This is a genomic window from Parvibaculum sp. (assembly GCF_039973015.1).
In the GTDB taxonomy this organism is placed as follows: domain Bacteria; phylum Pseudomonadota; class Alphaproteobacteria; order Parvibaculales; family Parvibaculaceae; genus Parvibaculum.
Map to the genome: position 1 here is coordinate 53,476 of NZ_JBDWLT010000013.1, position 21,378 is coordinate 74,853.

Here is a 21,378-nt window from a genome sequence, read left to right on the forward strand (position 1 = left end):
GGTATGTCTGAAAACGCGGACACTGTCGGGACGGACGAGAAGCCGCACGCCGCGGAAGCGGCGGAGCAGGTATCCGCTATTCCGGCCGAAGAGCTGGAGCAGCTCACGGACGACATCATTGCGGCGATGAAGACTGTCTACGACCCGGAAATTCCGGTTGATATTTATGAACTCGGCCTCATCTACAAGGTGGATATCTCGGATGACCGCGATGTCCTGATAGATATGACGCTGACGGCTCCCGGGTGTCCAGTCGCAGGCACCATGCCGATAATGGTCGAAGATGCGGTTCGCACGGTTGAAGGTGTTGGTGACGTTCGCGTCAACATGACTTTCGACCCGCCTTGGGATCCGAGCCGTATGTCGGACGAAGCGCGCGTTGCGCTCAACATGTATTGAAGGTGCGGGAAATGGCGAGACCCATGCCGAAGGCAATTACCCTGACTGAATCTGCCGCCGAGCGGATGAAGGAGATTATGGCGTCCTCCGACGGCAAATATATCGGTGTGCGCATCGGTGTAAAAAATGGCGGCTGCGCTGGAATGGAATATACGATGGAGTATGCCGAGGACCAGCGCCCCCTCGATGAAGTGGTCGAGGACCGCGGGGTAAAAATTCTTATCGACCCGAAGGCAATCCTGTTCCTGCTGGGCACCGAGATGGATTACACCACAGAGAAATTCTCGTCAGGCTTTCGTTTCAACAACCCGAACCAGACGGATGCTTGCGGCTGTGGCGAAAGCGTGACCATCACACCGGCTTCCCTCTAGGCACAAATGGCTATCAGCAACGAATACAAGCATTCGTTGCCGAACAGCTCGAACCGCTTGGGATTGTCCGATTCCGCAACATGTTTGGCGGTGCGGGTGTCTGCTCGACGACCTCATGTTTTGCTTGATCGCTGGTGAAACGCTCTACTTCAAGGCGGATGGATGTAACCGGCCTGACTTCGAAGCCGAGGAGAGGCGATCCTTTCTCTATGAGCCGCCTTCGGGTAAGACCTTTGCCATGTCCTACTACGAGTTGCCGGAGTGTCTCTAGGACGATCCCTGCAGGGCATTGGGCGCATAAGGCGCTGGATGCGGCGCTCGCGTCGAAGGCGGCGAAGCCTGTGAAGAAGAAGAAGCCCGCGCAAAAGAAAACCGCGCGCCCTGAAACCTGAGACGCGCGGTTATGCCTTACATTCTCATGTTTATCGCCCTGATGTTTCTTGCGTTACTCGCAAGTTGCTTCGTGGGCTGATTTCAGGCTTGGAAAAACTCACTTTCCTTTGAAATCTGCGGGGCGCTTCTCAAGAAAGGCGCGTACACCCTCTTTGAAATCCTCGCCATAGCCTGCGGTCCGCTGAAGCTGGCGCTCAAGGTTGAGTTGCTCTTCATAGGTGTTGTCCGTGCTCTCCCAGTAGAGCTGGCGGATCATGCCGAGTGTTTTGGTCGGGCCGGAAGCGAGATCGGCTGCAAGTTTCTTCGCTTCGCCGATCAGCTTTTCATCGTCGTAGACGCGATTAACAAGACCCCATTCTAGTGCCGTTTCTGCCGGCAGCTTCTCGCCGAGAAGCGACAGCTCCATCGCACGAGCCTTGCCGACGAGGCGCGGCAGGATCCAGGTGGAACCGCCATCCGGCACGAGGCCAATGCGACGGAAGGCCTGAAGGAAGTAGGAGGAGCGCGCGCATAGCACGAGGTCGCCCATCAGCGCAAAACTCATCCCGACACCGGCCGCGGGGCCGTTCACGGCCGTGACGAACGGCATCTGCAGGTTGCGCAGACGCCGCAAGAACGGATGATACATCGTTTCGAGCGCAGAACCCGCATCCGGCCTCGCGCCGGAATTATCACCACGCCCCTGAAGGTTCGCGCCGGTGCAGAAACCGCGGCCTTCGCCCGTCATGACGAGGCAGCGCACACCATTTTGAGGATCTTCCACGGCGTCCATCGCCCGCATCAGGCCGCCGAGCATTTCAGGTGATACCGCATTCATCACCTCGGGATGGTTGAGCGTCAGCGTACCTACGGCGCCGTCGATATCGAGCCTTGCTCTTTCGAATTCCATTTTCTTTCTCCCTGTTTGCACATTTCGGTTTGAATGCTTTTGTCAGGCGGTGAATTCGGGATCCTTCTTGGTGAGGAACGCCTTTACGCCTGCTGTGAAATTCGGATGGTCACCGAGCATGCCTTGCACGTCGCGCTCGTAGTCGAGTTGCCCCGGGAAATCGTTGCGGCCGGCAGCGTCGATTGCCTTGCGGATTTCACCGAAGGCATTCGTCGGTCCTTTAGCCATTCTTATCGCGACGGCGCGTGCTTCGTTCATCAATGCGTCGTCTTCCACACATTTCCAGATCAGGCCCCATTCGGCAGCCGTTTCCGCTGGCAGCTTGTCGCCAAGGAGAGCAAGGCCGAGTGCTCTGGCGCGTCCTACAAGGCGCGGCAGGTGCCACGTACAGCCAAGATCGGGAATGAGCCCCAGACGCGGCCCGAAGACTTGCACGAATGTCGCGCTCTTCGCCGCTATTACGATGTCGGCGGCGAGGGCGAGGCCGACACCACCGCCCGCCGTGACACCGTTCACAGCCGCGACGATGGGCTTCTCCAACGCATAGAGCTCCCGCATCATCGGATTGAAGCCGACGGTCATGCCGTGAGCCACGCCCTGACCCACGGTCATGCCTTCCTCGCGTTGTCCTTGCGCGGCGAGGTCCGCGCCTGCGCAGAAGCCGCGGCCGCTCCCGGTAATGAGGAGGACGCGCGCTTCAGGATTACTTGCAACTTCCGCCACGCAGGCCCGCATGTCGGCGATCAGCTGCGTGTTGATGCTGTTGAGAACGTCGGGCCTGTTGAGCGTGAGCAGAGCGATGCCGTCTTCGACGGTGAGGGTGAGCGTTTCCATGAGCCTGTCCGGTGTTTTCTGGTTGGGCGGCAGCATAGGATATCGGTTTGCTTGTTGCCGCCGAATTCACCTGAAAATAGACGCGCGCGAGGACATGCGAAAGGCCACCGGTCGGGAAACCAAAGGTAGCCTAGCGTTACGTTGCGTCAAACTTGGTGGAAGGGTCCGGTGCAAGCGCCCGTCGCGTTCAGCCGGCTTTCGCCTGGAGCATTTCCCCCGGCCGGCTTTCGACAATGACGCGGTTGCGTCCATTGCGTTTTGCCTCATAGAGGCACGCGTCCGCCCGCTCGACAATCGAGGCCGCTGTGTCGCCGGGCTGGAATTGGGCAATGCCCAAAGACATGGTCACGCGGCCCAGCGACTCTCCGGTCGAACGCTTTACCAGTTCGCGTGCCTGCACGGTTTCACGAACGCCATTGGCGATAGTCTCTGCCGAGGCTACTTCCGTTGCGGGCATGATGACCGCAAATTCCTCGCCGCCATAGCGAGCGGCAATATGACCGTTGAGTGCGCCCGACTTGAGGCAGCTCGCGACGAGACGAAGCACCTGGTCGCCGGTGCGATGACCAAATGTGTCGTTGAATTTCTTGAAGTGGTCGATGTCGCCAATGGCGAGACAGAGTGGTTCACCCGTTTGCGCCGCGTTTTCGAGTTCCCGAGTAAGGGCCTCGTCGAAGGCCTTGCGATTGTTCAGCCCGGTAAGTCCGTCCGTGCGCGCTTCGCTGTGTGCCTTCTCGAGATTTTCCTGCAGCTCGTTGAGCTCTTTCTTTGTTGCTTGCAGGTGTTCTTCGAGCTCGGTGCTACGCTGTTCCATGCTGCGTGAGGCATTCACGATCGCCTCGACGGCATAGCGCACGTCACTGGCAGACGATTGGCTGGTCAGTCCTTCGCTGGCTTCGCGAACGGTGGTTCCCAGGGCCGTTGAGTTGCCGACCGACTCTTCGATGATCTTGAGGATCTGGTCGACCTCGGTATTCAGTCTTGTGCCGGTGTTGAGCGTCACGTCGGTGAGCTTGTCTTCGGCGAAATACTTCTTTTGAAGCGACATCGTGGTGTCGATGTCTATCGGCAGCGCGCTTGCAATGCGTCCGTCAATTTCCTGATTGAGTTCGGGCAACCGGCCGGAGGCATAGCGAAACCAGATCGAGTAGTTGTCGGGCGCCGGGGGAACCCCGTTGTCGGCCATGAGCTGGAGCGCTCGCTCGCTCCACTCGGTTGCGAATTCGATATCTTCGGCCTGCATCACAAGTACGATCCCCGCCAGGGCCCCTTGCGGAGCCGTCTGCCATTCCTGCGGATCAACCTAGGCGGCTTGGGTTACCTCCGCGTAAATCTGGCGGAAAATGGCTATTTTTTAGGGAGGGCGCGGAAATAGCGGATCCTTGTCCGAAGGGGGCTCTCAAAGGGGCGCTCCTTATGTATATTTCATGAAAGTTAATGGGGCAGGCAGAGCGTCCCAACACTTGGCAAGGTCGCCGCATGAGCGACCAATAGGGCGACGGATTACAGGCGGCGGGTATCTCCCCGTGCGCGACCGCAGATGAGGAGGACTCAATGAGCCTGGCGGAGCAGACCACCCACGAAGCGGATTCGGCCACCATTTCGGCTTCAATCCGAGCCATTCTCGATAAGCAGAAAGCTGCTCATATCAATGAAGGTCCGGCCAGTGCCGAACGCCGTATCGATTGGATGGACCGGGCGATTGCGCTGTTGGTCGACAACCAGAGAGAAATCGTCGAGGCGCTCGCGTCCGACTTCGGGCATCGCAGTCATGAGCAGTCGCTTCTGACGGACGTGATGGGCTCCATTGGCCCGCTGAAGCACGCCAAGAAGCATCTGCGTCAGTGGATGAAGCCGGAAAAGCGCAAGGTCCAGTTCCCGCTTGGCCTGCTCGGTGCCAAGGCGCGCATTGAGTACCAGCCTTTGGGGACGATCGGCATCATCAGCCCGTGGAATTTCCCGATCAATCTCACCTGGACGCCGCTCGCCGGTGTTTTCGCTGCGGGCAACCGGGCAATGATCAAGCCGTCGGAATTTACCCCCGCGACGTCGGAACTCATGGCCCGGCTTCTGCGCCAGGCATATGACGAGACGGAAGTTGCAGTGATCACGGGCGGACCGGCAGTGGGCGAGGCGTTCAGCCGCCAGCCCTTCGACCATTTGCTCTTCACCGGCGCTACCTCCATCGCCTATCACGTCATGCGTGCGGCCGCGGAGAACCTCGTGCCGCTGACGCTTGAGCTTGGCGGCAAGTCCCCGGTCATCGTTTCAAAATCCGCAAAGATCGACGATGCCGCCGCCCGCATCATGAACGGTAAGGTGTTGAACGCTGGTCAGATCTGCCTCGCTCCGGATTACGTGTATGTGCCGGAAGGCAAGGTCGATGAGTTCGTGTCGGAGGCCACGAAATCGGTCACCAAAATGCTGCCGACCATGAAGGACAACCCGGACTACACTTCGATCATCAATCAGCGCCACTATGACCGCCTCAACTCCTATCTCGATGACGCCAGGAGCAAGGGCGCGAAGGTTGTCCAGATCAACCCGGCGAACGAGGATTTCAGCCAACAGCAGACGCACAAGATTCCGCCGACGTTGGTACTGAACCCGACCGACGACATGAAGATCATGCAGGACGAGATTTTCGGTCCGCTGCTCCCAGTCAAGACCTACAAGGAGGTTGATGAAGTCCTTGGATATGTGAATGCCAATGCCCGCCCGCTCGGCCTCTACTATTTCGGTGAAGACGAGAAGGAAGAGCGTATGGTTCTCGACCGCACCACCTCGGGCGGTGTAACCGTGAACGACGTCATTATGCATGTATCGATGGAGGATTTGCCGTTCGGTGGTGTCGGCCCTTCGGGTATGGGGGCCTATCACGGCATCGACGGATTCAAGACCTTCAGTCATGCGAAGGCCGTCTACACGCAGTCGAAGGCAAAGATGGTCGCCGAGATGTTCCGCCCGCCTTATGGCGCCAAGACACGCAAGCTGCTTGCAGCGCAGATCAAGAAGTAAGCGAGGCTCGCGCAACAAAAAGGCGGCTCAGAGGAGCCGCCTTTTTATTGTCATGCAAGGAAAGATTACGCGTCTTCCGATTCCTGCTCCAGATCGTCTTCCGTTTCCTTTGTCGCCTTCTTCGGCAACTTTACGGGACGCAGGATAAAAGCAGGAACGTGATCGCCAAGCCCGACGACGGGTTCATCGTCATCCCTGTCACGGCCGCGACTGCGTCGGCCCGGCTTTTCCTCAGTCTTTTTTGTTTCGGACTTCTTGGTTTCGGCCTTCTCCGCTTCCGGCTGCTGCGCGGGGGCCTCGTCTTGTTCAGCAGCGACGGCTTCGACAGTTTCGGCGCGCGCGGCCTTGTTTCGGCCACGTCCGCCACGACGCGAGCGGCTGCGACGTTCTTCTTTCTGCTCTTCGCCTTCGGACACGGGCTCAGCTTCGGCCGGTGCCGCGGCGTTTTCAGGTTCGGCTTCGGATTCCTGTGCCGGGATAGGGCTTCCGATCAGTTTCTCGATTGCCGCGAGATACTTGCCGTCCTCACGTGTTGCAAAGGTATAGGCAGTGCCGCTCTTACCCGCACGCCCGGTCCGGCCGATACGGTGGACATAATCTTCGGCATGGCTCGGTACATCATAATTGACGACGTGACTTACATCGGGAATGTCGAGGCCGCGGGCCGCAACGTCGCTCGCAACCAGAAGGCGAATTGTGCCTTTGCGGAAGCCGTCCAGCGTCTTGGTACGTGTCGATTGATCAAGGTCGCCGTGAATGGCGCCCGCCGACAGGCCGGCCTTGGTCAGCGCCCGTTCCAGCGAAGCGACATCGCGCTTGCGGTTGCAGAAAATGATCGCGTTCTTGACGTTCTCTTCCTCGACAATGCGCTGAAGCATGTCGCGCTTGCCATCTCGCGTTGTCTTGACCAGAACCTGCTTGATGCCCGCGCCAGTGGAAGAAGCGCGTGCCACTTCGATGCGCTCGGGGTTATGCAGGAACGTATCGGTAAGCCGTTGAATTTCCGGCGGCATCGTGGCCGAGAAGAAGAGTGTTTGCCGGGTGAAGGGCAACTTCTTGCAGATTTCCTCGATGTCGGGAATGAAGCCCATATCGAGCATGCGGTCAGCTTCGTCGATCACGAGGATCTGTACACCTGTGAGAAGCACCTTGCCGCGCGAACAGTGATCGAGGAGGCGCCCCGGGGTTGCAATCAGAACGTCTACGCCTCGGTCGAGTTTCTTCTCCTGATCGCCGAAGGAGACGCCGCCGATCAGCAGAGCCATCGAAAGCTTGTTGTACTTGCCGTAGGTCTCGAAGTTCTCGGCGACCTGCGCGGCCAGTTCGCGCGTCGGCTCAAGAATGAGCGAGCGGGGCATACGAGCCCGGGCGCGGCCTCGCGAGAGTTTGTCGATCATCGGCAATGTGAAGGAAGCGGTCTTGCCCGTGCCGGTCTGGGCAATGCCAAGCACGTCGCGCCCGGCAAGAACATGGGGGATAGCCTGAGCCTGAATAGGCGTCGGTTCCGTGTAGCCTGTTTCGACTACGGCTTTCAGTACCTCTGGCGCGAGGCCGAGTTCGTCAAATGTCATTTCGGGAAGCCCTGTACACCGTTGATGCGCTGCCCGCGGTGGCCCACTTTCAGGGCCGTGGACGAAACCTGCCGAACGGGTTCGGAAGGGAAGGGCAGCTTGAGCGCGATATTCAGCGGTCGCGTTAATCCGCTATACCTGCGCGGAACATAGGGGTAACAGGCAAATTGTCAACCAAATGCCAGAGTTTCGCAGCTTCTCGGGGCCTTTGGGGGGCATTGCGAGGAAAATTGGGAAGCAATGTGGTCGAAACGGCTCACATATCGCGCCGTCGGGATGGCATTCGTTTCCTTCCGGGGCAGGCACTCGCGATCTAGTCAGATATCGAGATCGTGCGCGAAAGCAGCGTGTTCCTGAATGAACTGAAAGCGTAGTTCAGCCTTGTTGCCCATCAGCCTTTCGATGGCGCCGCTGGTTTCCTTGACTTCCGATTCCGGTACCACCACCCGCATCAACGTGCGTTTGCCGCGCGCCATGGTGGTTTCCTTGAGTTGGGCAGGCATCATTTCGCCAAGACCCTTGAAACGGCTCACCTCGACTTTTCCCTTACCGGTAAACTCCTTCTTCAGCAGTTCATCCTTGTGCGCGTCGTCACGGGCATAAAGCGTCTTGCCCCCCTGCGTCAGCTTGTAGAGCGGCGGCACCGCCATATAAAGGTGCCCCTCGTCGATCAGCTTCGGCATCTCCCGGTAGAAGAAGGTGATGAGGAGCGAAGCAATATGCGCGCCGTCCACGTCGGCGTCGGTCATGATGATGACCTTGTCGTAGCGCAAATCTTCGTCGCGATAATGCGAACCGGAGCGCACACCGAGGGCTTGCATCAGGTCGGTGATTTGCTGGCTTTGCGCGAGTTTCGCGCCGCTCGCGCTGGCGACGTTAAGTATCTTTCCCCGCAACGGCAGGATCGCCTGGCTCGCACGGTCGCGCGCCTGCTTTGCTGAGCCGCCGGCGCTGTCCCCTTCGACGAGGAAGATCTCGGAGCCATCAGCCGCCGACTGGCTGCAATCGGCGAGCTTGCCGGGAAGACGCAGCTTGCGCGTTGCCGTCTTGCGCGCCACGTCTTTTTCCTGCCGCCGCCGGAGTCTGTCGTCTGCCCGGTCGACCACCCATTCAAGCAGCTTGTTCGCCTGCTGCGGTGCCGCCGTTAGCCAATGGTCGAAATGGTCGCCAATGGCTTTTTCGACGAGCTTCTGCGCTTCTGCGCTGGCGAGCTTTTCTTTCGTCTGGCCCTGAAACTCGGGTTCGCGGATAAAGACGGAGAGCATGGCGCCAGCGGTGCCAAGAACGTCGTCGGCCTGAATTTGTGACGCCTTCTTGTTGCCCACGAGGTCGCCATAGGCTTTGAGGCCCTTGGTGAGCGCCGCACGAAGCCCGGCTTCGTGCGTACCGCCTTCAACTGTCGGTACGGTGTTGCAGTAGGAGTTCACGAAGCCGTCGCCACCACCGAACCAGGCAATGGCCCATTCGACGGAACCGTGGCTGCCGGCCCTCGAGACTTTGCCAACGAAGGGCTCCGCCGTCACGGTGTCGTAACCATCGATGGTGATCTTCAGGTAGTCGACGAGGCCGCCAGGAAAATGCAGCACCTCGTTCGCGGGCGTGGTGTCTTTCTCGCCGATCAGCGACGGTGCGCAGGACCAGCGGATTTCGACGCCGCCGAAGAGATAGGCTTTGGAGCGCGCCATCTTGTAGAGGCGTTTCGGAATGAAATGCGCGCCTTTGCCAAAGATCTCAGCATCGGGGTGAAAGGTGATCTTCGTGCCACGGCGGTTCTGGATACGGCCCTTGTTTTCCAGTTTCGTCTTCGGCGTACCGCGCTCATAGCTCTGCGTGTAAAGCGTCTGGTCGCGCGCGACTTCGACCTCGAAGAGGTCGGAAAGCGCATTCACAACCGAGATACCGACCCCGTGCAGGCCGCCCGATGTTTCATAGGCCTTCCCGCCGAACTTGCCGCCGGAGTGAAGCGTCGTGAGGATAACTTCCAGTGCCGACTTGTTCTTGAACTTCGGATGCGGGTCGACGGGAATGCCGCGGCCATTATCCGCGACCGTCAGGCTGCCATCCTCGTGGAGCGTGACCTCGATCCAGTTGGCGTGCCCGGCCACCGCTTCGTCCATCGAGTTGTCGAGCACCTCGGCAAAGAGATGGTGCAGGGCCTTCTCGTCCGTGCCGCCAATATACATGCCCGGCCGCCGCCGCACGGGCTCCAGTCCTTCCAGAACTTCAATGTCTTTGGCCGAATAGCTCTCTCCTTTGACGCTATCTGCCTTGGACGTGGATTGGCGCGCCTTGGCGGCGGGCTTCGGTGCGCTCGCCGGGGCGGAGAAGAGATCGTCGGTATCGTTGGATTTGCTCGTCTTGCGGGCGGCCATGAACTCGAAACTTTGTGGAGGAGAATCACTCGGATTGTAGGGCGCGGCGGCGAGTGCGCCAACGCTGCCGCTTATAACCGATACCGTTACCAAGGGCGAGCACGAGGACAGGGCCTAGTCTTGTTTGCCCTCCCGGCTGGATATGCGAAAGTCGGCCAACCTTATCGGGCTGGGAGGCTTACTTGGATATGTCCGCGAATATTTCATCGCCGTTGACACTGCCGTGCGGCGCCACGTTGAAGAACCGTATCGCCAAAGGCGCCATGACCGAAGGTCTGGGCGATCCCTTCAACCGGGCGACGTCCGGCCATGTGCGGCTCTATCGGCGCTGGGCCGAGGGCGGTGCCGGCATGCTTCTCACTGGCAATGTCCAGGTCGACCGGCGCTATCTGGAGCGGCCCGGCAACGTCGCCATCGACGGCGAACAGTCGAACGAGGCCATCGCGGCGCTCCGTGAATATGCTAAGGCCGGAACGGCAAACGACACCCATCTCTGGATGCAGATTTCGCATGCCGGGCGTCAGACCCCGGCGCTCGTGAACAAAGAGCCGGTCGGTCCCTCCGACAAGGCGCTGGAAATGCCCGGCAGCCAGTTCGGCAAGCCGCGTGCCCTGACCGGCACCGAGATCGAGGATGTGATCCGCCGCTTTGCTCATACAGCTACAATAGCGCGCGACACCGGCTTCACCGGTGTGCAGATCCATGGCGCGCACGGCTATCTCGTTTCCGAATTCCTTTCGCCCGACGTGAACACACGCACGGATGAATGGGGTGGCTCGCTCGAAAACCGTGCGAGACTTCTGCTTGAAACGGTGCGTGCGGTTCGCCGCGCCGTCGGCGACGATTTCCCCGTCTCCGTGAAACTCAACTCGGCGGACTTCCAGCGCGGAGGCTTCAGCCATGAAGATGCCGTCCGGGTTGCTGCCTGGCTCGATGCGGAGAAACTCGATCTGCTTGAGGTTTCCGGCGGTACATATGAACAGCCGCGCCTCGTCGGGCTGGATGACATGACCCTTCACCCGGAAAAGTCGGAAGTTCGGCGCGAGAGCACCATCGCCCGCGAGGCCTATTTTCTCGAATATGCGAAAGATATCCGCGCAGCGGTGAAGATGCCGCTCATGGTCACGGGCGGCTTCCGCACGATGGAAGGCATGAATGCGGCACTCGCCAGCGCTACGATGGATGTTGTCGGCATTGCGCGCCCCATGTGCGTCGATCCCGAGATTCCATCGAAGCTTCTTTCCGGTGCGGCGAAGGAAACGCCCGCCTATGAAAAGACGCTTCGCCTGGGGCCGGGCTTGCTTGGGCCGCATAGCCGATTCAACCTCATGAAGGCCATGAATGGCTGGGGACAGCAGGGGTGGTTCTGTCTTCAGATTTTACGGATGGGCGAAGGTAAGAACCCGGACCCGAAAATGGGTGTTTTCTCGGCTTTTCGGAACTACGCCAAAAACGAAGCCCGCACCGCAGCAGCCATGCAACGGTGAGGCTGACAGGTTATGGATCGCGTTGAGGGACACAGCATCGGCTTCGGTCGCCGTCAGGTCGTGGGCTGGATTGCGGGGCCGCTGCTTCTTTTGCTCACTTTTCTTCTTCCGGCGCCGGAGGGCTTGAGTGAACTGGGCTGGCGAACAGCCGGGGTTGCCGGGCTCATGGCGGTCTGGTGGATATGCGAGCCCATCCCCATTCCCGCGACCTCGCTTCTGCCGATGGTGCTTTTCCCGCTCCTCGGCATCGTCGATATCCGCGCCGCAGCCGCGCCTTACGCGCATCCAATCATCTATCTCTTCTTCGGCGGCTTTCTACTCGCGCTGGCCATGGAGCGGTGGAATCTGCACAGGCGCATCGCTCTCGGCCTCGTCGGGATGATGGGTACACAGCCCTCGCGGATCGTCGGCGGCTTCATGGTGGCTGCCGCCTTTCTCAGCATGTGGGTGAGCAACACCGCAACGGCGCTGATGATGTTGCCCATTGCTCTTTCCGTTACCTCGCTGCTCGAGGCGCAGGCGCAATCGACCGAAGACAAGGAACATGCGGCGACCTTCACGCTTGTTCTTCTTCTCGCTGTCGCTTACAGCGCCACTATTGGCGGTCTGGGCACATTGATCGGCACACCGCCCAATGCGCTGCTCGCCGCCTTCTTGAGCCAGACCTACGATGTCCGCATCGGCTTCGGCGAATGGATGCTCATCGGCGTACCCGTCGTGATTGTCGGCGTTCCGCTCGCGTGGTTTCTGATGACGCGCGTGATCTTCCGTCTGAAGGGCATGGAAATAGCCGGGGCCGCCGAAGCGATCGCACATGAGCGTGGCAAGCTCGGACCTCTTTCTATGTCGGAAGCGAAGGTTGCCGTCATCTTCGCGCTGACAGCGCTCGGTTGGGTGACGCAACCGCTTCTTGCCGGATATATTCCCTTCATCTCGGACGCGGGCATCGCGCTGCTGGGCGGGCTCCTCCTGTTCCTCACCCCGGTCAATCTCCGCAAAGGCGAATTCCTGATGAATTGGGAGACCGCAAAGCGGGCGCCCTGGGACGTCTTTTTGTTGTTTGGCGGCGGTCTCAGCCTCGCCAGCATGATCGAGAAGCAGGGCGTTGCGGAGTGGATCGGCACGTTCTTCTCGGGCGCTGAGGCGATCCCCGTGCTGGCGCTCGTTGCGCTCATCTGCGCACTGATCCTGTTGTTGACCGAGCTCACAAGCAACACGGCGACGGCCGCAACTTTCCTGCCCGTCATTGCCGCCGTTGCAATCTCGGTCGGAGAGCATCCGCTGCTGCTTCTTGTGCCCGCTGCCATGGCAGCAAATTGCGCTTTCATGTTGCCGGTCGGCACTCCGCCCAATGCAATCGTGTTTGGAAGTGGCCGGATATCCTTGCCAGAAATGGCCAAGACGGGCTGGTGGCTAAACGTCCCATTCGTGATGCTGATTGTTGCTATGGTCTATACGCTGGGGCCACTCGTCTTCGGTATCGAGCCGGGCGTGTTGCCTGACTGGGCGACAAATGTTCCGCCAGCCTGAGTGCGCTCGAGAACGAAGCGCACACGATCTGCTACGGTTGAAAGCGGAAGTCTGCAGAGCCTGTAACCGGATTCCTTGTAGGCAATGCACATCGCGTCATGCGTCGCGGCAGCCTCGGTGAAATCCTGTTTCCGTTCGCCGTCGGTGCTGTAGATTTCCGGCCAGGGCGGCGCGATGAAAACGGTCCTGTGATAGCGGTATTGGCGCACCGCCTGATCTAGCCATGCTGGAATCGTGGCACCGATGAGGCGGCTATAGCCAATCAGATCTGGCAGCCCCCGGTCGAAAAAGACCGGTCCTGCTGCACTGGTCATCTTCTCGTAGCTTTCGATCTCGCGCTCGAACATCAAATGGCGATAGGCGAGGCGGTCGCCATCATGCGTGGCTGTTCCGCTCGCGGATTTCTGTTCGCGAATGATCTGCCGCCCGGCTTCTGGCACGACAGAAAACCCATGCGCTGCAAGAGCCTCGACAAGCGCGGTCTTGCCGGCCCCCGGGCCACCGGTAACGACGAATAGGTTCGGGCTTTTCGCGGTCATGATTTAGCTCTCGTTGGATAAATTACGCGCACGCATGTGTTTATGCGCGCTTCTGAACGCATATTTCTTTCTGGGTTTCGGGGGTGAATGTGGAGGACGTTTTGATGGGCGCAACCCCGCTCATTCGGAAGCCCCGGTTTTCCTGTCGGGCGTTCCTGGCGGGGTTGCTATTGGATGTGCTGTTCGCACTCGCCCGCACTAATGAGCCGGGCTTATCTCCATGCCTTTTTGCCTGCGCGCTCAATTATCGTAACACTGGCGTCAGTGTTTCTTTGCGCTTTTCCCTTGGCCTATAAGATTTGCTGACCGGTCACGCGTGAGAACAGCGTCAGGACTTGGTCATGTGTCTTGTCGTCTCTCAAGTTCGAGAAGCGAATTGCGTCGGTGGAGCCATCTTCAAAACCTCCTCCTTCGTTAGACAGATGAAAATGCTACGCCCGAAGCGGCGAGAAGGTCAACTGATATAGAGGTTTTTCGTAATTCCCATGAGTCAATAGTGCTGACCGATTGTATAAGTCAGTAGGCTGATTAAATGGTATCGGCAAAGGGATTGAGGCATAGCTTGACGCTTTGTCTCGTCACGGCCAATCTCCCGTCATAAAAACAGGGAGAACGCAGATGTGGCTTCGTCAGGTTGCGCTTGTTGCGCATGAGCTTGCCCCGGTTGTCGGGCAACTCGAAAAAGTCTTTGGGCTGAAGACTGCGTTCAATGATCCTGAGGTGGGTGTTTTCGGGCTCGTCAATGCAGTCATGCCCGTAGGCGGGGAGTTTCTCGAAGTGGTGCAGCCGGTGAAGGATGATGCTTCCGCACGCCGCTATCTGCATCGCCGTGGTGGCAATGCAGGCTACATGCTGATTTTCGAGGTGGAGGATGCAAAGGCTCACCGCGAGCGTGTGCTCGGCCTCGGCGCCCGGCAAATTGCGGCACTCGACAAGCGCTACGTCTTCACTCATTTCCATCCCGGTGATTTCGGCGGCGTGCTCACCTCGATCGATTCCGTCACAGACGTAAAAGACTGGTTCGACCGCGACAGCGACTGGCCGCCTGCAGGGCCAGACTGGCGCTCCGCACGGAGTGCGAACGCACAGGGCATTCTCGGCGCTTCGGTGCAGACAAAAACGCCCGCTGCACTGGCTGCCCGTTGGGGGGAGCTGCTCGACGTCAAGGTGGAGGAGGGCGCTCATGGGGCGGAGCTTCGGCTGGCCCGCGGGCATGTCCGCTTTGTTGAGCCGGTGGATGAGAACGGAACAGGCATCGTCGGCCTCGATCTCGCGATGGCGGATCCGGCTGCGGCACTCGCTGAAGCGAAGAAACTCAGACTTCCCGTCACCGGTAATGCCGTCGATATTTGTGGCACCCGCTTTTCCCTGTATGCCGCTTGAGCCGCTACCCATAGCAAAAAGGGCTGGAACTTGCGTTCCAGCCCTCCCGTTCCCCTCGAAGTCTGAAAAATCAGACCGAGTAGTACATGTCGTATTCGACGGGGTGCGGCGTCATTTCGTAACGCATGCACTCTTCCCACTTCAGTTCGAGATAGCCGTCGATCTGGTCGTCGGTGAACACGCCGCCCTTCGTCAGGAAGGCGCGGTCCTGGTCGACCGCGATCAGCGCTTCGCGGAGCGAACCCGAAACCGTCGGGATCTCCTTCAGCTCTTCCGGCGGCAGGTCGTACAGGTTCTTGTCCATCGGCCCGCCCGGATCGATCTTGTTGTCGATGCCGTCAAGGCCGGCCATCAGCATCGCCGAGAAAGCGAGGTAGGGGTTTGCCGTCGGGTCGGGGAAGCGGATTTCGATGCGCTTTGACTTCGGCGACGTGCCGTGCGGAATGCGGCAGGAAGCCGAACGGTTGCGCGCCGAATAGGCGAGAAGCACCGGCGCTTCATAGCCCGGGACAAGACGCTTGTAGCTGTTCGTCGACGGGTTGGTGAAAGCGTTGAGCGCCTTGGCGTGCTTCAGGATGCCGCCGATGTACCAGAGGCATTCCTGGCTGAGGTCGGCATACTTGTTGCCGGCGAAGAGCGGCTTGCCGTCCTTCCAGATCGACTGATGGCAATGCATGCCGGAGCCGTTATCGCCGAAGACGGGCTTCGGCATGAAAGTGGCCGACTTGCCGAATGCCTGCGCCACATTGTGGATCACATACTTGTAGATTTGCATGTGGTCGGCGGCGGTCGTCAGCGTCTGGAACTTCGTTCCAAGCTCATGCTGCGCGGCGGCCACTTCGTGATGATGCTTCTCGATCTTCACGCCCATTTCTTCCATGACCGTCAGCATTTCGCCGCGAAGATCCTGGCAGCTGTCGATCGGGTTGGCCGGGAAGTAGCCACCCTTGGTGCGCGGACGGTGGCCGAGATTGCCTGTCTCGTAGCTTGTGTCGGAATTGGTCGGCAGTTCGACGGAATCGACCTCGAAACCCGTCTTGTAGGGCGAGGTGGAGAACTTCACGTCGTCGAAGACGAAGAATTCGGCTTCCGGGCCGAACACGATGGTGTCACCGACGCCGGTGGACTTCAGATAGGCTTCGGCGAGTTTTGCCGTGCCGCGCGGGTCGCGGCTGTAGAGTTCGCCGGTAGAGGGTTCGACGATGTCGCAGAATACGGCAAGGGTCGTCTGAGCGTAGAACGGATCGATCGTGGCCGTCGCGGCATCAGGCATGAGAACCATGTCGGATTCATTGATCGCCTTCCAGCCGGCGATGGACGAACCGTCGAACATGGTGCCTTCGGCGAAGAAGTCGTCGTCGCAGAAACCGATATCGAAAGTGACGTGCTGCATCTTGCCGCGCGGGTCGGTGAAGCGCAGGTCAACGTACTTGACGTCCTTCTCCTTGATGATGTCCTGAATAGATTTGCCAGCCATTTGATCCTCTTTTCCCTGTTGTCCTTAAGGGGTTCGTTCGGACGGGCTTTCGCCCTGCGTGATGGTTCGGTTGGGCCTGCGCTATCAGGCGCCGCGCGGCGATTTAAAAGCCGCGCGCCGGGCCCGGTGGTCGTCTTACTTGATGGTCGTCAACTATGCCCCCTAGATTGCCTCGGCTCCTGTTTCGCCTGTGCGGATACGGATCGAGTCTTCGATATTGGAGATGAAAATCTTGCCGTCGCCGATGCGGCCAGTGCGCGCGGCTTGCTGGATGGCTTCCACGGCCTTGGCAACCATATCGTCGTTTAGCACGACCTCGATCTTCACCTTTGGCAGGAAGTCGACGACATATTCCGCGCCGCGATAGAGCTCGGTGTGACCTTTCTGGCGGCCAAAACCTTTTGCCTCGGTCACAGTAATGCCCTGGAGTCCTACTTCCTGCAGCGCCTCTTTCACCTCGTCGAGCTTGAACGGCTTGATGATCGCCTCGATCTTTTTCATTTCTGCCTTCCCTAATCACGGGGCTCGCCGCCCGCATCCACGTGTTAATCGGATAGCACGGCCCGTGCCAACCCAGAGCGAGCTAGAAAACCTATATATTACAATGGCTTGCGTCTTCTTGCCTGACAGGGTGCCATCAATTTGAGCAGCGCTAATGCTCACAATATAGGCAGATTGGACAAAATAAGGGCATAGGCTTAACCAAAACCTTCCGGGCCGCTGCCGTTTGCGCGTGACGAAGCCATTTGAGCGGAGATTGACAGTCTCCGCCATGCTCGCGACAACCCCGAAAGAGATCCAGACGACGAATTCTGTGGAAAAGGCGAGGGCGTTCTTCATGCGGCCGGCAAACAGCGTTTACTCCAGCCTCGGTACGACCATTTTTACCGTCATGTCCGCGCTCGCCGCCGAGCATGGCGCCATCAATCTCGGTCAGGGTTTCCCGGACGACGAGGGGCCGGACGACGTCCGCGCTGCCGCGGCGAAGGCGATCCTCGACGGGCCGAACCAGTATCCGCCCATGATGGGGCTCCCGGCGCTCCGCCAGGCTGTCGCCGAAGCCAACAGGCGTTTCTACGGTTTCGATGTCGATTGGCAGAAGCAGGTCATGGTCACCTCCGGCGCCACCGAGGCGCTGCACGACTGCCTCACCGCGCTGCTCAATCCGGGCGACGAAGCCATCGTCTTCGAGCCCGCCTATGACAGCTACAGACCGGTGATCGAGGCGGCGGGTGCCAAGGTCGTCGCCGTGCCTCTCGCGCCGCCGCACTGGTCGCTCCCGATGGAGAAGCTCGAAGCCGCCTTCTCGGACCGCACCAAGCTCATCCTCGTCAACACGCCGATGAACCCCATCGGCAAGGTCTTCACTCGCGATGAGCTTGCCGCCATAGCCGCGCTCATGCAGCGTCACGACGCCTATGCCGTCTGCGACGAGGTATACGAGCATCTCGTCTTTTCCGGCCATACCCACATCCCGCTGATGACGCTGCCCGGCATGGCGGAGCGCTGCCTGCGCATCGGCTCGGCGGGCAAGACCTTCTCGCTCACCGGCTGGAAGATCGGCTATGTCACGGGCCCAGCGCATCTGATGGAAACGGTCGCGAAGACGCATCAGTTCGTCACCTTCACCACCGCGCCGGGGCTCCAGTCTGCGGTCGCATATGGGCTCGGCAAGGACGATGCTTATTTCGCGAGTCTCGCTTCCTTGCTGGAGGCGAAGCGCGACCGTCTCGCGGCGGGGTTGAAGGAGGCGGGCTTCGACGTGCTGCCCGCCGACGGCACTTATTTCATCAGCGCCGATTTCCGGCCCCTCCTTAAAAACAAGAAGGGTTTCAACGGCACCGATGAGGAATTCTGCCGCGACATTACGGTGAAGGCCAAGGTCGCAGCGATCCCGCTCTCCGCCTTCTATTCATCGCCCGATGCCCCGCGCCATCTCGCGCGCTTCTGCTTCTGCAAGCAGGACGCGATCCTCGATGAAGCCAGTGCGCGGCTGAAGGCGTATGCGAAAGGGCAAACTGAGTGACGCTCTCCGCGCTCCGCCGCCCTGCGCAGTCAGGCAAGGCTGAATGGCTTGTCGTCTTCCTGCATGGCTACGGTTCGTCCGGCGCGGATCTCATGTCCTTCGCGGACTACTGGAAGTCCTCCATGGAGAACGTGGCCTTCGTCGCGCCGGATGGGCCGGAGGCCACGAAGGATGGCGGCTTCCAGTGGATCGGCAAGCACCCCGCGGGCGACCCGCGTCTCTATGACGATGCGGTCGCCGCTGCGCCGGCACTCCACGATTTCCTCGACGCCGAACTCGCGCGCGAAAATCTCGATGCCTCGCGTCTCGCCCTTGTCGGCTTCAGCCAGGGCACGGTGATGGCGCTGCATCTCGGCCTTCGCCGCGCCGTCGTGCCCGCCGCCGTGCTTGGTTACTCCGGCGGCCTTGTCGGCGCGGACAAGCTGAAAGATGAAATCATCTCAAGGCCCCCGGTCATGCTCGTTCATGGCGAGCAGGACCAGCTCGCGCCGCTTTACGGTATGATGGCATCGGTGAAGGCGCTTACCGAAGCTGGCGTCGCTTGTCAGGGTATTCCCATCCCCGGCCTCGGCCACGCGGTTGACGCGAACGCGCTTGTCTATGGCGCACGCTTTCTCATTTCCGCTTTCGCCTATCGTGAGAAGCACGGCGGCTAGCTCCCGCTGACGCAGCGGCGGTGTGCCTCACGATCCGGTGCTGGACAAGGGGCACCCACCGGTTATTCTCGGGCCAAACTGGTTAGCACCGCGAACTAAAAGCGCCCGAAGAGGTGCGCAAAGGGAGACTCTCGATGTCTGACACCAAGATCGACGATCGCATGCCCGTTCTGGTTGGCTGCGGCCAGCTCGTCCAAAAGGAAAAGGATGTCGAGAAGGCGAAGTCGCCTATGCATCTGATGGCGGATGCGGCCGAAGCCGCCGCCGCCGATACTGGCCTCGGCAAGAAGCTCTGGTCGGTGGTCGACAATGTCACGACTGTCCGCTTCATCACCGACAGCCCGGATTCGGCCCGGCTCCCGTTTGGCCGCTATCCGAATGCATCGAAAACGCTGGCAAACCTGTTGGGCGCAAATCCGGCAAAGACCTGCTACGGCCCGACCGGCGGCAACACGCCCCAGATGCTCGTGAACTACACCGCCGAACTCATCGCCAATGGCGACACCGACATAGCCCTTGTCGCGGGTGCGGAATGCTTCGGCACGATGATGCGCGCATTGGGGCAGGGCAAGGTGTTGCCCTGGCATGACGAAAACCCCGGCGGCGAGCGCATCGACATCGGCGTCGAAAAGGCAGGCGTCACCGAAACCGAGAAACGTCACAAGCTGCAATATCCGGTCAACATCTATCCGATGTTCGAAAATGCGATCCGCGGCGCGGCAGGCCGCACCGTAAGGGATCATGAGCTTGCCATCGGCAAGCTCATGGCGCCTTTCACGCAAGTGGCCGCAAAGCATCCGCAAGCCTGGTTCCCCGTCGCCCGCACGGCGGAGGAAATCGCGACGCCGACCGATGACAACCGCTATATCGGCTTCCCCTACACGAAATTCATGAATGCCATCATGCAGGTCGATCAGGCCGCAGCCGTGGTCATGATGTCGGTGGCGAAGGCGCGCGAGCTTGGCGTACCGCAAGAGAAATGGGTCTTCCTGCATGGCTGCGCCGATGCAAACGACCTGTGGTTTCCGACCGAGCGCGTGAACTATCACTCATCGCCCGCCATTCGCATGATGGGCAAGAAGGCCTTCGCCATGTCCGGCTGGAAGATCGGCGAGATCGACTATTTTGATCTCTATTCCTGCTTCCCTTCTGCTGTGCAGATCGGGCGTGATGAACTTGGCATTGCGGCGGATGATCCGCGCTCGCTCACCGTTACAGGCGGCCTCCCTTACTTCGGTGGGGCGGGCAACAACTATGTCATGCACTCCATCGCCACCATGATGGACAAGCTCCGTGCGAAGCCGGGCACGAAAGGCCTTTGCACTTCGAACGGCTGGTACGTGACGAAGCACGGCCTTGGCCTCTATTCGACCACACCGCGCGAAGGCAAATGGGAGCGTGAAAACCCCGCCACCTATCAGGCCGAGATTGATGCGGAGAAACACCCGAAGGTTGATGAGAAGCCGAACGGAAAGGCGAAGATCGAGACATATACCGTCGTCCACGGCCGCGACGGCGCGGAGTTTGCCATCGTGTTCGGGCGTCTGACGGACAATGATGCCCGCTTTGTCGCACACACACCGAACGATCCGGCGACGCTTGCCGATATGGTGGAGCGCGAACAGCTTGGCCGGACGGGGACGGTCGCTGCTGCGGCCGACGGTTCTGTTAACATCTTCACCCCCGAATAATTTCGGAACCTTGTACGATCATCGGCGTTTTTGTCTCCGTTCGCCTTTCGGCGGACGGCGGGGCCTCGGGGCTCTTGCCGGGTTAACCAAAAAGCGATGCGCCAGTTGACGAGTCCACAGTTGCTACCTAGCCTTTCGGGCAAGACAGAAGCAGCGCAAAAATCGTCTGCGGGCGGAAAATTGGGGGTCTTTAGTGAAGTTTGTGGAGTTTGGGCGGCATGCCGCCGCTGGGGTGGTGGCTGCATCTCTGGCTGCTGTTTCCTTTGCTGCTCCGGCCGGAGCATTCGTCAATGAGATTCGGGGTGGCGTTTATGCACATGACCAGTTTGGTCCTGCACACGAACCCGAACACGCCGATATCAATGGCGAAATTCTTTTCGACAGCCCCGGCTTTCTCTCATGGATGTTCTCGCCGCGCCCGCGCTTCGGCGGAACGATGAGCGGGAACGGTGGCACCAGCATCGTCTATATGGATCTCGGCTGGACCATCGATCTGGGAACGAAGTTCTTTATTGACGGTAGCGTCGGAGGTGCCTGGCACGATGGCCGTATCCACGGCTCCGTCCAGGGTGAAAACCAGTATGGCTGCCGGTTCAATTTTCATGAGTCCGGCTCCATTGGTTATCGCGTTACGCCGGCACTCTCTGTCATGGCCAGCATCGAGCATATATCGAATGCATCGCTTTGCAGTGTAAACGACGGCCTGACCAATGTCGGGATGCGCATTGGCTACAGCTTCTAG

At 59.7% G+C, this 21,378-nt stretch carries 18 protein-coding genes; 10 read left to right on the forward strand and 8 right to left on the reverse strand.

Features of this window, described 5'->3' with window-relative positions; translation table 11 throughout:
• Positions 1 to 3: 3 nt before the first annotated feature.
• Positions 4 to 399, forward strand: a complete 396-nt coding sequence (locus ABJO61_RS16840) for an SUF system Fe-S cluster assembly protein (protein WP_348324484.1) — start codon at positions 4 to 6, stop codon at positions 397 to 399.
• Positions 400 to 410: 11 nt separating this feature from the next.
• Positions 411 to 770 (forward strand): iron-sulfur cluster assembly accessory protein, encoded by a 360-nt coding sequence (locus ABJO61_RS16845; RefSeq protein WP_348324486.1) that lies wholly within the window; start codon positions 411 to 413, stop codon positions 768 to 770.
• A gap of 490 nt (positions 771 to 1,260) precedes the next feature.
• Here the strand turns inward: ABJO61_RS16845 and ABJO61_RS16850 are convergent, their stop codons facing one another.
• From ABJO61_RS16850 to ABJO61_RS16860, 3 genes are all read right to left on the reverse strand, one after another.
• The gene (locus tag ABJO61_RS16850; RefSeq protein ID WP_348324488.1) at positions 1,261 to 2,052 is read right to left on the reverse strand and encodes an enoyl-CoA hydratase/isomerase; all 792 of its coding nucleotides are present in this window, start codon (positions 2,050 to 2,052) and stop codon (positions 1,261 to 1,263) included.
• A 42-nt stretch (positions 2,053 to 2,094) separates the two neighbouring features.
• Positions 2,095 to 2,886, reverse strand: coding sequence for an enoyl-CoA hydratase-related protein (locus tag ABJO61_RS16855; RefSeq protein WP_348324490.1), 792 nt, complete (start codon positions 2,884 to 2,886; stop codon positions 2,095 to 2,097).
• Between the two features lie 187 nt (positions 2,887 to 3,073).
• Complete coding sequence (locus ABJO61_RS16860) at positions 3,074 to 4,129, reverse strand: GGDEF domain-containing protein (protein ID WP_348324582.1); 1,056 nt, start codon at positions 4,127 to 4,129, stop codon at positions 3,074 to 3,076.
• Positions 4,130 to 4,440: 311 nt separating this feature from the next.
• Here ABJO61_RS16860 and ABJO61_RS16865 point away from each other — a divergent pair, with 311 nt between their 5' ends.
• Positions 4,441 to 5,904, forward strand: coding sequence for a coniferyl aldehyde dehydrogenase (locus ABJO61_RS16865; protein ID WP_348324492.1), 1,464 nt, complete (start codon positions 4,441 to 4,443; stop codon positions 5,902 to 5,904).
• A 65-nt stretch (positions 5,905 to 5,969) separates the two neighbouring features.
• Here the strand turns inward: ABJO61_RS16865 and ABJO61_RS16870 are convergent, their stop codons facing one another.
• Together ABJO61_RS16870 and parE are read right to left on the reverse strand one after the other, a co-directional pair.
• Positions 5,970 to 7,475: a DEAD/DEAH box helicase gene (locus ABJO61_RS16870; protein WP_348324494.1), complete on the reverse strand. Its 1,506-nt coding sequence runs from the start codon at positions 7,473 to 7,475 to the stop codon at positions 5,970 to 5,972.
• A 317-nt stretch (positions 7,476 to 7,792) separates the two neighbouring features.
• Positions 7,793 to 9,847 carry a DNA topoisomerase IV subunit B gene (parE, locus tag ABJO61_RS16875; RefSeq protein WP_348324496.1) on the reverse strand — a complete coding sequence of 685 codons (2,055 nt, stop codon included), beginning with the start codon at positions 9,845 to 9,847 and terminating at the stop codon, positions 7,793 to 7,795.
• 188 nt (positions 9,848 to 10,035) lie between these two features.
• On the opposite strand from parE, the gene ABJO61_RS16880 reads away from it, so the two are divergent.
• Together ABJO61_RS16880 and ABJO61_RS16885 are read left to right on the forward strand one after the other, a co-directional pair.
• Positions 10,036 to 11,334, forward strand: coding sequence for an NADH:flavin oxidoreductase/NADH oxidase family protein (locus ABJO61_RS16880; RefSeq protein ID WP_348324584.1), 1,299 nt, complete (start codon positions 10,036 to 10,038; stop codon positions 11,332 to 11,334).
• Positions 11,335 to 11,346: 12 nt separating this feature from the next.
• Positions 11,347 to 12,864 carry a DASS family sodium-coupled anion symporter gene (locus ABJO61_RS16885; protein WP_348324498.1) on the forward strand — a complete coding sequence of 506 codons (1,518 nt, stop codon included), beginning with the start codon at positions 11,347 to 11,349 and terminating at the stop codon, positions 12,862 to 12,864.
• On the opposite strand, the gene ABJO61_RS16890 is transcribed toward ABJO61_RS16885, so the two are convergent.
• Positions 12,786 to 13,403, reverse strand: coding sequence for an AAA family ATPase (locus ABJO61_RS16890; protein WP_348324500.1), 618 nt, complete (start codon positions 13,401 to 13,403; stop codon positions 12,786 to 12,788). The genes ABJO61_RS16885 and ABJO61_RS16890 overlap by 79 nt on opposite strands.
• Positions 13,404 to 14,021: 618 nt before the next feature.
• Between ABJO61_RS16890 and ABJO61_RS16895 the strand changes: the two genes are divergently transcribed.
• Positions 14,022 to 14,786 (forward strand): hypothetical protein, encoded by a 765-nt coding sequence (locus ABJO61_RS16895; protein ID WP_348324502.1) that lies wholly within the window; start codon positions 14,022 to 14,024, stop codon positions 14,784 to 14,786.
• A gap of 70 nt (positions 14,787 to 14,856) precedes the next feature.
• Here ABJO61_RS16895 and glnA read toward each other — a convergent pair whose 3' ends face one another.
• Complete coding sequence (gene glnA, locus ABJO61_RS16900; protein ID WP_348324504.1) at positions 14,857 to 16,263, reverse strand: type I glutamate--ammonia ligase; 1,407 nt, start codon at positions 16,261 to 16,263, stop codon at positions 14,857 to 14,859.
• 162 nt (positions 16,264 to 16,425) lie between these two features.
• A complete protein-coding gene (locus ABJO61_RS16905) occupies positions 16,426 to 16,764 on the reverse strand; it encodes a P-II family nitrogen regulator (RefSeq protein WP_293214668.1) in 339 nt (112 codons plus the stop codon).
• 337 nt (positions 16,765 to 17,101) lie between these two features.
• On the opposite strand from ABJO61_RS16905, the gene ABJO61_RS16910 reads away from it, so the two are divergent.
• The 4 genes from ABJO61_RS16910 to ABJO61_RS16925 all read left to right on the forward strand — a co-directional run bounded on the left by ABJO61_RS16910 (position 17,102) and on the right by ABJO61_RS16925 (position 21,378).
• Entirely contained in the window at positions 17,102 to 18,289 is a 1,188-nt protein-coding gene (locus ABJO61_RS16910) for an aminotransferase (protein WP_348324506.1), read from the forward strand.
• Positions 18,286 to 18,945 (forward strand): dienelactone hydrolase family protein, encoded by a 660-nt coding sequence (locus tag ABJO61_RS16915; RefSeq protein ID WP_348324508.1) that lies wholly within the window; start codon positions 18,286 to 18,288, stop codon positions 18,943 to 18,945. The genes ABJO61_RS16910 and ABJO61_RS16915 overlap by 4 nt, the downstream gene beginning before the upstream one ends.
• Positions 18,946 to 19,079: 134 nt before the next feature.
• Positions 19,080 to 20,636 (forward strand): acetyl-CoA acetyltransferase, encoded by a 1,557-nt coding sequence (locus ABJO61_RS16920; protein WP_348324510.1) that lies wholly within the window; start codon positions 19,080 to 19,082, stop codon positions 20,634 to 20,636.
• 193 nt (positions 20,637 to 20,829) lie between these two features.
• The gene (locus ABJO61_RS16925) at positions 20,830 to 21,378 is read left to right on the forward strand and encodes an acyloxyacyl hydrolase (RefSeq protein WP_348324511.1); all 549 of its coding nucleotides are present in this window, start codon (positions 20,830 to 20,832) and stop codon (positions 21,376 to 21,378) included.